The following is a 12,500-nucleotide window of genomic DNA, read 5'->3' on the forward strand; positions in this document are numbered from 1 at the left end:
CCCGACCGGCCTCGACCGAAGCGGGGTGCTACGAAACTGGCGAGCGGAGCGCGGGCGCCCCATCCTTCACCACCCGGGACACCGCTGTGTCCCGCTTGTGTCGAGGGGCCGTAGCTCAGTTGGGAGAGCGCCTGCTTTGCAAGCAGGAGGTCGTCGGTTCGAATCCGATCGGCTCCATTGGACTTACGCGATTCGGGATGACCGAATTCCCGCCATTATTCCCGCTGAACTGGTCATGAGCGGGCTATCCGGCGGTCCTCGCCGGCCTTCGCGAGCTGGTCCTGATCGGCTGTCTGGTAGCGACGGAGCACCGTTCGGGCGGTCTTCCAGCCCCCGAGTTCGCAGAGGATCTTGAGCGGCTGGTCAATGAGGTCGGAGGCGAACTTCCGCCTCAGGGAGTGCCACCCGCACCCGCGCCTCCTCCAGCACTTGAAGCACCTCGGCCGTCACCGGTGTCCGGTGCTCGTAGCCTGTCTTCTCATGCTCGCCCCGCCACCGGATGGTCTCGTGCTCCATGTCGACGTCCGACCACCGCAGTTGACTGATGGCGCCGATGCGGTGTCCCGTCTCGTGAGCGATCACCAGGGCCACTCGAAGCGCCAGTCAGTTTGCCGGTTGTGATGTCGCCGCACGCGGTCGCCGCGAGCGCTGAGGCGATCAGTGCGACGGAGGCCAGTCTCATCCGGCGCCTCATTGGGGGTCAGCCACGCCTCTTTCGGTTGCAGCCACGGGGCTTGTATGCGTTGGTGTAGCGCTCCAGAAGGTCGGCCTGTTCGTTGAGGCGGTTCGTCGCGCTTGAGTTGCGATGGCAATGGAAGGGAGTCGCGCCCTTCCAGGTGCAGGTCTTCGGACTCACTGGGCTCCTCCGCTTGTCGTTGGGCGCTGCGGGTCTTCGGTACGCTCCTCCACCCGCGCCATCCGCTCGCGGAGGTCGCCGATGTCCCTCAGGGCCTTGAGTTGGAGCGGCCAGGATTACAATCCCCTTTCGTTTGCGCTGGCTGCATGTGAAGGACCGATGGGGCCAGTTGGTCCACCGGGACCGCATCTAGATTGATCGTCGGAGAACCGGCTTCTTCATTCCCGTTACCGCTCGTGATGTTCTTCGTAGTGCTTGCCGAGCCAGTCCTCGCCGTAGTCGTTGCCGGGATCGCGCATGATGCTGTGCACATGGTTCGCGGCGTTCCCGCCGACTCCTTCCTCGACGATGTACTCGATCAGGACCGAGGGGCCGTGGACCCGGTAGTAGTAGCGTGCCGTCCGGTCATCCGTCGGACCGATCCAGGCGAAATGAAGCGCATCCAGACCATCGGCGCGGATCTTATCGAGCTGCGCGTCGGCTGCGGCGTCGTCCGCGTTGGCCGCGTATTCCTGCACCAGTTCCCACATCAGCGTCCGTTGCACCTCATTCAACGAGGACGCTCGTAGCCCGGAGAACTCGCTCAGGCTTCCCTTGCGGCCCGGGCCGGTCAGCACGTCAAACGGGATTTCGCCACCGAGTACCGCGACCGCCCGCTGCTCCGCGCTCAAGGCCTGCAACAGCCGCCACCCGCGTTCGCCCTCGTTGGCGAGCACCCTCCAGCCCGCCTCGAGGCCGCGCTCGATCTCGTGCGGCTCGGCGCCGAGGAACAGCGGTGTGAACGCGATCCTGTCGCCAACCACGGTGAAGCTGGCCGCCATGTGGTGCCCGTTGATCAACCAGCCCCAGGCCGGGTCGCCGGGCTGCCCGAAGACCGCGATCCAGTAGTTGGCCGACGTCCAGCTTTCGAGCAGGCGTTCCGGGACCCGCTCTTCACCGCTCTCTACGGCCGCCGATGCTTCCTCGTGGAGCACCTCGTCCAGCCGGATCACGCCGGCGATCTTCTGATACCCCTGACTGCTCGTCGACGCGCGCAGCAGATGGTGCAGCCGGCGCCGCTGCTCATCGGTCAGGTCCCCCAACCGCGCGCCGGACCGGGTGACGATCGACGCCGGAAGGTTGCTCCAGCGAGTGCGTTCCGCATCGGCGTCGAAGGCGAACTCGGCCGCCTCCCGCTGCTCCGGGGAGAGGGCGGCGAGGAAGTTGCGCGCGGCGTCGGCCATGCGCTCCGGCGACATGCCCGTCGCGGCGGAAGGCGCATCGGAAGATGGTGGATCGGGAAGCGCCGGCCTCCCCTCGGCGGCGTCGCCGCGGCAGCCGCCGAGTGCCAGACCGGCGACGAGAGCGAGCGGGCCGACGGCCATTACGGAACCTGCTTGCGTGCGCTTCATGAGTTCCTCTTTCGTTCATTCCCTGCGGTTCACGTCCGAATTCGGGTCAACCGAAGAATCTGCGCCCTCTGTTGGATCCCATGCGCGGATTGACCACATTGTTGAAGACCGAGCCGAAAGTGAAGCTGAACCCGACATCCAGGTTGTACTCGAAGTCGGTTCCCAGCTGGCGACGCCGCAGGAGGATATCTTCGTCGGAAGTATTTTCCCGGCTCACGTAGATCTGGTCTTTCACCCGGGCTACACCTCCACGCACGTTGAGGTTCAGGCCCCTCACGAGCCGGTATTCCACGCGCGCGAACAGGTCGATCCGATGCAGCGAGGGGTCGTGGACGAAGCTCGAGGCTTCGAGCGAGCCGTTGATCTCACCCCAGGGTTGTTGAAACGCGGCCGACACCTCCATGCGCTGTTCCGGGTGCGTTTCCCCGGTCTTTCCGAAGAGTGTCACCTCCTCGTAGTCGAAGGACGCAAGGCCCAGCGAGTACAGGAACGTGATCTGTCTTCGCGTCGACTCGGCGTAGGGGAAGATGCTGTACTGCAGCGCCGGGGCCGCCCGAAGGGTCAGGTCCTGATTGACTCTCGTCGATGTGAGGGCCGACGCGCGGGCGCCGGCGGACCAGTGCGGCCCGAGACTCCAAACGATGAGGCCTTCGTGGTTGACATTGCGTGACCTGCTTTCCAGCACCTCGCCGTCGTTCAACTCGAACTCCTCCCTCTCGAACCAGGCGAACGAACTGACGTCGATCTTCAGGTCTTCGGTCGTGCGGCCTGCGGAGAACAACCCGTCGAAGGCCCGCGAGGTCTGGCGGCTCTCACCGTCGATCTCGGCGCCGGCCCGAACGCGAAACACCCACTGCTTCCAGGGATCTGTCGCAGCCGCTTCCTGCTGTGGGGTTTGCGCCGCCTCCGGGTATCGGATGTCCAGCAGAGGAGCGGCGGACGTGTGCGCGACGTGCCGGACGAGACCCAGCTTGAACGTCTGCGTCAGACCGGCTCGAACCTCGTCTTCCGAGTCGCTATCCTGCGAGAAGAAGCGCAGGGTGTCCTGTTGTTCGGCTCGCTCCTCGATCCCCATGAAATACATCTCGTAGGCTTCGCCGCCCGCGGTTTCCTGCGATGTGACCAGCACGTGGAGTTGCGCATCCACCCGGTCCCGAACGTAGTTCACGAACGAGACTTCGCGACGGAAGTGATCGAAGTCGCACATCCACGACTCGCAGTCCAGGAAGACGCGCAGGAGTGCGTCCTCCGGACCAGCCTCGGGCGTCTGTCCCTGCGCGCTTCCCGTCGACGGCGTCAGGGACACCGCCAAGACCGCCAACAGCAAGGCGTTGGCTCGTAGAGTTCCCGTGAGACGTGGGCTCATCGGGTCCTCCGGGATCCGCGGCGCCTGCTACGACGGCCATCGGGCCGGGCGGCGGCGGGATCGGTGAGATCGAGACCCAGGTCGAAGGTCGCGGCGTAGCCGCTGCCGTTCTCGCGTACGCTGGCCATCAGGCTCTCGCCGCCGTCGCGGTAGATCCCGTCGTCGGCGTTGGTCGTCCTGCGCCGTCCCCGCGCCGCATAGGGCGCCAGCGCGTGCACCTGGTCGGTGAGCGCGTCGTCGAAGTAGAGCTGCGACGTGAACTCGTACGGCTGTCCCGCGACATCGGTGCGCACCTTGAAGTGCACGTGGACGGTTCGCCCGGGGTACCAGCCCGGATAAATCGTGGTAAAGCGGACGACTCCGTCGTCGTCCGTTCGCCGGTAACCCCGCAGGAACGTCCGTTCGCCCGTCCCGGCGGGGAAATCGTCGTCCGAGACGCCGGAGTACACGCCGGCGGCGTCGCACTGCCACACGTCGATCAGCGCGCCCGGCAGCGGCGAGCAGGCGCCGTCGGAGATTTGCGACAGGTTGAACGTGAGCGTGAGCGGCACGCCCTCGCTGACCGCACCGGTCGACGGATCGAGCCTGATATCGGAGCGGTCGAGCCGCGCGTCGACGAAGAAGGGTCCTTCGGTCTGTTCGGGCCTCGCCACGCAGGCCGGCAGGGCGCGAGCGGTCCCGTCCGCTTCGGCGGCCATAGCCACGTCCGCGCCCCTCCCGAGAACCCAGCGGCCGGCGGCCAGGGCCCCGCCGCCCACGCCGAGAGCGGCGAGAACCTCGCGCCGCGTCAGCAGCCGTCCCAATTCAATGTCGTCGTGTTTCATGCCATACCTCCAGCGCCTGGATCCGTTTCAAGGGCCTGACGTTTGCCAGGGCGCGGAAGCATAGGGGCTCGGGGAGGCGTAGAGGTGGAGTCCGGGTCCGGAAGTGGTCAGAGAAATGTCAAGCCCGGTCCGGCGGGCCAATCTGGTTCGCTTTGCGAGGAGGCGCCTGAGGAATCGGAGCTAGCTTCGCAGCCTGTAACCGTATCGGTGGACCGTCAGGATGTGACGGGGCTCGCGTGGCTGCTCTTCGAGCTTTCGACGAAGCTCGGCGATGTGTGTGTCGACTGTCCGGCTCAGGATCGACGCCGGGTAGCCCCATACTTCCTTCATGAGCTGGATCCGGGTCGCCACCGCGCCGCGGCGTCTGACCAGCGCAACCAGAAGGTCGAACTCCTTGGGCGTGAGGCGTACCTCCCGGCCGTCACGCAGCACCGACCGTTGCTCGAGGCGAACCTCAACCTTTCCGAAGGTCTCCACCCGAAGTGGCTGCTCGTCCTTTCCGACTCTTCTGAGAATCGCGGATACGCGCGCCAGGAGCTCCAGGACTCCGAAGGGCTTGGTGACGTAGTCATCGGCCCCGAGGCGAAACCCCATGACCTTGTCGGCCTCCTCCCCCTGGGCGGAGAGGATCAGGACCGGAACGCTGAGGCCCTCGTCGCGAAGCGAGCGGAGGACCTGGTAACCGTTCATCTGCGGCAGCATGAGGTCCAGGACCACGAGATCGGGCTCCCAAGACAACGCGGCCTCCAAGCCTCGAGCGCCGTCCTCCGCCACATCGACCACATGGCCATCGATCTCCAGGTTGTTTCGAAGACCGTAGGCCAGCTGCGCGTTGTCCTCCACGATCAGAATCCGCGCCATCTCAGGCCTCCGTCGACCTGTTGGCAAGCGGCAGTTCGATGACGAACCGGGCGCCGGTCTCGGAGGTTCTCCTACTTTCTTCGACGCGCACCGTCCCTCCCTGAGCCTCGATGACCTCGCGAACCACCGCGAGGCCGATGCCCGAGCCGGCGGTCGCGGAGGCGCGATCGCGGTCGAGTCTCACGTAAGCCTCCCAAATCCGATCCCCCTGTCCAGGGGGGACGCCAGGCCCTTCATCCTCAACCCAGACCGTCGCGAAACCGGCCCGGGCCCCTGATCGCACGCCGAACTCAACTACCTGGCCGGCCGGACCGTACTTGACCGCGTTGTCGAGCAGGTTGAGCACGGCCTGGCGTGTCGCTTCGACGTCCGTCACGCACACGATGCCGGTCTCGATGCGCCGCTCGACGGTGACGTCGGCGACACGCGCGAGCGGCTCGAAGCTCTCGGCGACACGCTCGACCAGGGCGCCGAGATCCGCTTCGACGGGATTCAGGTTCAGCGCGTCCCGCTCGCCCCTGGAAAAGAGCAGAACGTTCTCCACTTGGTGCGCGAGCCGGTCGGCCTCGTCCACGATGATCTCCGCCGCCCGCGACCGCTCCGCTTCATCCCTCACCCGACCGAGCACCAGCGTCTCGCCAAACATGCGTATCTGGGTCAGGGGTGTGCGGAGCTGATGGGACACGCTCGATACAAAGTCTTCTCGCAGAGTGGCCAGTTCCGCCTCTCGGCGGAGTTGCCATAGGGCCGTGGCGAGCAGGCCGCACGTCAGAACCAGCAGCGCGACGATATACGGCATGCGCAGCTGCGGAACGCCGCCGCTGACGAGCTGATCGATGGCCTCTGCCCGCACACCCAGTTCCAGCACCATCCCGCCGAAGCTCTCGTCCAAGTCGTACCGCACCGCGATCCCGGACAATGAATCACCGGCGGATTCGTATACGACTTCGCCGTATGGCCCTCGGACGCGGGCGAGAAAAATATCCTCGTTCGCCCGCCCGCCCGAGATGGCCTCCGGGAGCAGGGGCTCCTCACGGAACGCCCTGTCGAGAGCCGGGCGGAATGCGGTCGGCGACAGAATCATGCCTCGTACCGTGTAGTCTCCCCGCCCTTCGTAGGAGAGACCGTGCACCATCACGCGGCTCCCTCCCGCTGCGAACAGCACGCGCACGTCGAAGTCGTCCGGGTTCCGCCGGGTGTGCTCCCGCACCTCGCCCACCGCCCAAGCCACCTCGGCGGAATCCGCCTCCCCGGCCACGGAGAGTTCGCCACCGCGAGGGTCGAGACGGAAGAACAGCGCCGCCTGGTCCATGGCATCCCACCGCCGGGCTCTCGCCGCCTCACGCACGCGGCCCAGAGTCAGGGGACGATTGCCGCGGCGGCCCTCGCTAGACTCGATGACCGCGAGGCCCTCTTCCAGGAGTTCGAGCCCCACTTCGCCACGAGCCTCGAAAGCGAAGTTCGAGGCGGCGAACAGCGCCTGATCGCGAACGCTTTCCTCGGCCAGCCGCACGCTCGAGCGACTGGCGTCCCAAGCCTCATAGGCGAGAACGGCGGTCAGGACCCCGGTGCACCCGAGGAGCGTGAGTGTCCAGCGTGGACGGCTCGTCTTACGATGTCTGCCCATGTCGTGGAGTATCGCTAGTACGGCGTCTGATCCCAAATCTAAGGTGTTCTTCGGGGGATCGGCGCGCGCCACCACGACGGAGGCTGGCGGGTGGACGGGCGGGGCCGCCTAGCGGCTCGGCTACGCTCCAAGCTCTTGGCGAGGCCCTGCTAATGGTCAACGATTTGATCGGCATGCACACGAGAAGCCATGAGTTGCGTCAAGGCGTCCGTGAACAAGCCGACCTTCTTACGTCTGAGCCGTCTTCCAGCCTCCGAGTTCGCAAAGCACCTTGAGCGGTTGGTTCATGAGATTCGAGGCGAGGGTCCTTCGGCGCGGGCAGCAGGGGAATGTCCCCGGTGCCGTGGTTCCGCTTCCGATTCGAGGAGAAGCCTGCCCTCCTCGTCCGAAAGAAGTCCGATGTCAGTGCGTGACGATGAATTGAGAGGCCGTACGTCTTCCGGAGTTCCGCCGCGGCCCGCCGGTACCATGCGGTGGAGCATCAGGGTGAGCGAGGGGATCCTCGTACGGCCTCCAGCGACAGGATCCGCCGCGCGAGTTCGGTCTGGCCCTTGATCCCCAGCTTGCGATAGGCGTGCTTCAGGTGTACCCGCACGGTACCCTCCGCCACGCCCAGAGTCTGCGAGATCTCGGCCGCGGAGCGGCCGGCGGCCAGCGCCACCGCCACACGGCTCTCCGTGGGCGTCAGGCCCAGGACCGTGGCCGCCAACGCCGGATCTATACGGGATCGACTCGCGGGGTCTACGATGAGCACCAGCACGCCGACCTTCCATGCCCGATAGTCCGCACGCATTCCGCCGACGGGATGGACTTCGACGACCAGCGGCGTTCCCGTGTCCGGGCGCGTGATCTTCATCGAGCCTCCGGCGCCCTGTGTGCCGTACGGGGGCAGGGCGGCCGCCAGCAGACGCTGTAGCCGGTCGTCTTCCGCCGGCAGCTCGGCGGTCAGCGAACCCTTCCTGTCGCGGAGCCCATCGCCTTTCAGCAGGAGGGCCCGGGCCTGGTCGTTCGCCTCCCGAATCCGTCCGCGACGGTCGAGCTGGACGATCCCCGGCCGTCTGTTGTCCAGCAGATCGGCAAGCGATGCACCCAGCGCCTCGGTGTCCATCATCAGGCGCCGGACGCGCGCGAAGTGGCGCATATGGGGCGCCAGGCGCTTGATGTCCCGGATCTGGTCGTATCCCCAGCCTCCGGATTTCATGGAGTCGGCAAAGGACCACACGATTCCGCACCCGTCGAGTCCGTCGAGCACCATGAAGAGGCCGTTCTGCGATCGGGTGGTGCGCCGAAAGTCGTTGTACACGGGCGAGGTCTTTTTCTCTTCGTCCGTGTAGAGATCCGGCTTGTGGGCCAGTTCGTCGGGACGAAGCGTGCCGAGCCGCAGCAGCGCCTCATCCTGGCCCCAATAGCGGCCGAAATACAGCTCTTCCCAGTCCCTGCGACGCTGCCGGCCGGAGAACGACCGTGCGAGGAAGACCTCGGGATCGCTCCCCGGACGCAGTTCGCCGTACCCCAGGCTGTGGCCGCTCGCCCGGATCAGGGAGTTGACGGAGGCGGCGGCCGAGACCCACGTGGCATCGCCCAGCGCCGCCCGGTGCAGCAACGCCAACGTCCGCTCGAACCTGTCCTGCGCGATCATGCTGTTTCTGCCGCCAGCCCTGTTTCGTGTGTGTCCCGGAGATCGTGGCCTCAAATCATGTGATACGACCATTCAGGCAAGCGCCAGCGTCCTACCTCAAATGGGGTAGTTGACGGGCGAGTCGTATGACAGTCCGCAATCTTGACGCGACATGCGGACGCGGCTGCACGTGCGGGGCGCGGAACTTGCTCGGCAACGGGTGTATTGGTGCGGTGTCGGCCGAGGGACGGATAGAGTCTCTTGCGCGACATCGCCTGTACCGTGAAGGGAGTTGGGAGAGCAACATGCCTCGACGAGCCGTTCGTGAGACCATCTCGCGAGTAAACCGGCAACGATGGCGCAGCGTGGGCGCACGCGCCGTCGGCATTGGAGAGAGGGCAACGAGCGGAGCAACCTACAACCCTTTGTCGCCGAGCGTGATCCAGGACCCCTATCGGACCTATGCCAGGCTTCGCAGGCGCAGCCCCGTGCATCGGAGCGCCATTCTGGGCAGCTGGCTGTTGACCCGCTACGAGGATGTGCTCGAGGCGGCAAAGGACCACGAGCGCTTTTCCAACAACCCGAGATGGCGCGAAGCGACGCGAAGCGTGCTCCCGCCGGCCCCGGACGACTACAGCATCCTGCTCGTGGATCCGCCCGAACACACGCGGCTGCGCAGGTGCGCCGCGAAGGCCTTCACGAGTGCGCGCCTGCGGACACTGGACGAGACCATCGCGCGCGTTGCGGCCGAACTCGTGGAGGGGGCGGCTGGACGGCGGACGATCGACTGGATCGCCGAAGTGGCGGAGCCGCTTGCCATGCGGGTGATGCTGGCGATGTTGGGGCTCCCCGAGAAGGACCACCGCCGATGGGAGGTATGGTCACGGAGGCGTGCCCGGCTCCTCGAGATGATCGCGACGCGCCGCGAGCGCAAAGCCGCGCACATCGCGGGGTCGGAGATCCGGCGCTACTTCACGGCCCTGCTACGTCAGCGGACGCAATCGAGCGAGGACGACGCCGTCAGCACGCTGGCCAGGCTGGCTGCTGCGGGCGACGGGATCAGCATGACCGAAGCCTCCGACATGTTGAGCGTGCTGATGATCGCCGGCAACGAAACCACGACCCACCTCATCGGCAACGGCATGCTCGCCCTCGTGCGCGATCGGGAACAAATGCAACGCCTGCGCGAAGAACCGAAGCGGACGCGCGCCGCGATCAACGAGATGCTGCGCTTCGACAGCCCGGTGCAGACGGACTTCCGGGTCGCAAAGGCGGACGTCGTGGTTCGTGGACGGACGATCAGGGCGGGCGATGGCGTGATCCTGCTCACCGGATCGGCGAACCGGGACGGGGCGGCGTTCGAGAATCCCGACACCTTCGACATTACCCGCACGGGTCCAAAGCACGCGGCGTTCGGACACGGGGTCCACCGGTGTATCGGCGCCGAACTCGCGCGCATGGAGGCAAGCGCGATCTTCACCGAGGCGCTACGCAAGCTTGGTACGATTGAACTCGCCTCGGGCAGCCCGCGCTACCGTAAATCAACGGTGATCCGCGGACTCGCCGCGCTCCCTCTGCGAGTCGCAGCGTGAAGTCACGTCTTAACGTCGCATCCGGGCTGCTCGGCCAGCGCATCCACAGCCCAGGACGGCGGCTCGACGTCGATTCGGCGGGCGGCTTCCACGACGCAACGGGGGCAGGCCTTCAAGGGCTGGGTGCGACTGGAGCCCACGGAGCCGGGCGTCGGAGGTGGCTTCACGGTGAACGCCGTGCATCGGGGCCTGGCGCAGGTGTTTCCCCATTTCCCGGGCACGCTGCCTAGCCTGACCCTTCCGGCAACACCCTGCCGGAAGCGGCGAAGGTCTTCTGAATCAACGGTTGCATGCGGACAGGCTCCGCCAGTCGCCGAAGCCGCGCAATTGCTCAAATGAGGTAATCCGGATCCGTGGACGCCGCGCAGACGGCGAAACTGCATCCCGAGGCCGCCGCGATGACCGCGCTCATGAGGTTGAACCCACAGCTCGAATAGAAACATTCGGTCCCGGGCGTCGCCCTCGGACCACACGACGAGGCGGACCACACGACGAGGCGCTCCACCCGAAACCGAGATGGAAAGCCCGGGGATGGCCCCGCGTGCCGTCTTCTCAACGCGCTTCCAGACGATCCGAGAGGAGCGCCCCCGGTGACGTCAGTTCACCGTCGGCGGCAGACGCTTCACGACCACAATCTCGATGTCGAGTTCGTCCCGTTCGATGAAGGCCGCGAGCCCAGCGGGTCCGAACGCGGCCGGGATCGTCGCTTCCCGAGGATAGCTGCCGACGTAACGCCCGTCCGCTTCGAGGACATCGAGGGGGCCGCCTTCGTGGGGTTGGTCGCCGCGGCGGCGGACCCAGATACGACCGTTCCAGGTCGTACGCAGTCCCCGGACCACCGGCACCTCTTCAAAGAACTCCTGCGACTCGATCATCTCCACCCATCGATCGCCGCTGCCTCCCCCCGTCACTGTCACTCCCCCAGGGGTCCGCGTGATGGAACTTCGACCCATTTCGCTGAGTCGACGGTCCCTGTCGGCTCGTTCCATGCGTTCGGTCACGGGTTCGGGCACGAACGGCCGCCTGAGGATGTGTGAGACTCCGCTTTCCCGGCCCGCGATCTTGATCTCGTAGGCGGAGGAATCCGAGAAGGCGACTCTCGCGCCGGGCAGCGTGCCCACCCAGAGCTCCGGCTCGAAAGCGCGACGCTCGTTTTCCTCTCCGCGTGGAGGCATCCAGGCCTCCATGATCGTGTCCCGCGCCACCTCCTCTCCCGCGAGGCCGAGGCGCACGATCGGACGCGTGGGAGGACCGGGCCCCCTTTCCGGAGCTCCAATGTACGAGGCGCCAGCCAGTCGGGTGCCCACGACAACCGACTCGCCGCCGCGCTCGGGCCACATCCACGGGACTCGGGCCACGCTGGCGTCACCGCCGAAGCGAACGTGCCGTTCGTACTCACCATGTTCGTCAAAGATCAGGTAGGCGCGATGGCGGGCGTCCGCGACCACGACCTGCCCATCGGCCAGGACCGCCATGGCGAGCGCAAACTGGAACTCGCCCGGCCCCTCGCCCAGGCGCCCGAACTCGCGAACCAGGCTTCCGTCCGGCCCCACGACCACGATGCGGCCGGCCAGGCTGTCGAATACGTAGAGGTTGCCGGCGCCATCAAACCCCAATCCGCGGATCCTGCCAAACTCTTCCCACTGCTCTCCATCGGCGGCACCGACGCGGTAGACCTCCTCGAAGTCGGCCTCGAGCCAGCGGTCCTCGCCCGGAAGCTCGATGACTTCCTGAGCGAGTCCCCCGCTCGCGGTCGCAGGTGCCGCCAACGCGGTCAGCAGCGTGGCAGCGATTCGGGTCGGCCTCCCTCTTGCGAGCATGTCGGTCACCTTCTTCCCGCTATCCCGCCGCCTCGGCGTATGCCTTCACGGCATCGAGGTCGGCGTCGATCGCCCTGGCGATCACTCTCTTCATGAGCGGCGTGGCGAGTCTGGCCAGGAGCTTGTGGGGCCGCGCCTCCATCACCATGACCAGCCGCGTCCCGCGGCCATCCGGGTCCGGCTCGACGGTGAAGGTCGTGTCCCAGACCGTGCCGCCCGCGTCGGACACGAAGCGAACGTGCTCGTCCTGGACGTATTCGGTCACCTCCAGCTCCGTGGTCGCCCTTCTGCTCCCCATGAGCCGTGTCTCTCGGAAGCGGGCACCGACGCCTGTCCTTGTCTCCGACAGGAACTCCACGTGCTCGATGTGCGGCACGGCCTTGGAAAAGTTGGAGATGTCGGCGACGGTCGCAAAAACCGTTCCGACCGGGGCGTCGATGGTCCGGCTGAGTTCGGTGCGCGTCATGGCGGGAGGCTTTCCGGTCGATGGCCTGTCGGGTCGATGGGGGATTCCCCGGCTTGTTTCGTTCGGGCCGACGTCCTAG

10 protein-coding genes and 1 tRNA gene are annotated in these 12,500 nt (G+C 66.4%); 2 read left to right on the forward strand and 9 right to left on the reverse strand.

From position 1 onward, the window contains the following. Window positions 1-104: 104 nt before the first annotated feature. Window positions 105-177: transfer RNA gene (locus tag RN729_RS12640), tRNA-Ala, on the forward strand. Between the two features lie 186 nt (window positions 178-363). Here RN729_RS12640 and RN729_RS12645 read toward each other — a convergent pair. From RN729_RS12645 to RN729_RS12675, 7 genes are all read right to left on the reverse strand, one after another. Beyond that, window positions 364-591, reverse strand: a complete 228-nt coding sequence (locus RN729_RS12645) for a tyrosine-type recombinase/integrase (protein WP_343218931.1) — start codon at window positions 589-591, stop codon at window positions 364-366. A gap of 492 nt (window positions 592-1,083) precedes the next feature. After that, entirely contained in the window at window positions 1,084-2,220 is a 1,137-nt protein-coding gene (locus RN729_RS12650) for a DUF3500 domain-containing protein (RefSeq protein ID WP_310785310.1), read from the reverse strand. 73 nt (window positions 2,221-2,293) lie between these two features. Continuing rightward, complete coding sequence (locus RN729_RS12655) at window positions 2,294-3,613, reverse strand: hypothetical protein (protein ID WP_310785312.1); 1,320 nt, start codon at window positions 3,611-3,613, stop codon at window positions 2,294-2,296. Beyond that, window positions 3,610-4,437, reverse strand: coding sequence for an intradiol ring-cleavage dioxygenase (locus RN729_RS12660; protein WP_310785313.1), 828 nt, complete (start codon window positions 4,435-4,437; stop codon window positions 3,610-3,612). Before RN729_RS12660 ends, RN729_RS12655 begins: the two co-directional genes overlap by 4 nt. Before the next feature lie 180 nt (window positions 4,438-4,617). Further along, window positions 4,618-5,298, reverse strand: a complete 681-nt coding sequence (locus tag RN729_RS12665; RefSeq protein ID WP_310785315.1) for a response regulator transcription factor — start codon at window positions 5,296-5,298, stop codon at window positions 4,618-4,620. Window position 5,299: 1 nt separating this feature from the next. Further along, window positions 5,300-6,925, reverse strand: coding sequence for a HAMP domain-containing sensor histidine kinase (locus tag RN729_RS12670; protein WP_310785317.1), 1,626 nt, complete (start codon window positions 6,923-6,925; stop codon window positions 5,300-5,302). A gap of 481 nt (window positions 6,926-7,406) precedes the next feature. After that, window positions 7,407-8,564 carry a helix-turn-helix transcriptional regulator gene (locus RN729_RS12675; RefSeq protein WP_310785319.1) on the reverse strand — a complete coding sequence of 386 codons (1,158 nt, stop codon included), beginning with the start codon at window positions 8,562-8,564 and terminating at the stop codon, window positions 7,407-7,409. 467 nt (window positions 8,565-9,031) lie between these two features. Here RN729_RS12675 and RN729_RS12680 point away from each other — a divergent pair, with 467 nt between their 5' ends. Then, on the forward strand, window positions 9,032-10,135 hold the full coding sequence (locus RN729_RS12680; RefSeq protein WP_310785320.1) for a cytochrome P450: 1,104 nt from the start codon (window positions 9,032-9,034) through the stop codon (window positions 10,133-10,135). A gap of 596 nt (window positions 10,136-10,731) precedes the next feature. On the opposite strand, the gene RN729_RS12685 is transcribed toward RN729_RS12680, so the two are convergent. Together RN729_RS12685 and RN729_RS12690 are read right to left on the reverse strand one after the other, a co-directional pair. Continuing rightward, window positions 10,732-11,955, reverse strand: coding sequence for a hypothetical protein (locus RN729_RS12685; protein ID WP_310785321.1), 1,224 nt, complete (start codon window positions 11,953-11,955; stop codon window positions 10,732-10,734). A gap of 19 nt (window positions 11,956-11,974) precedes the next feature. Beyond that, entirely contained in the window at window positions 11,975-12,421 is a 447-nt protein-coding gene (locus RN729_RS12690; RefSeq protein WP_310785323.1) for an SRPBCC family protein, read from the reverse strand. Window positions 12,422-12,500 lie beyond the last annotated feature (79 nt).

The sequence above is a fragment of the Candidatus Palauibacter polyketidifaciens genome (genome assembly GCF_947581785.1).
GTDB lineage: Bacteria > Gemmatimonadota > Gemmatimonadetes > Palauibacterales > Palauibacteraceae > Palauibacter > Palauibacter polyketidifaciens.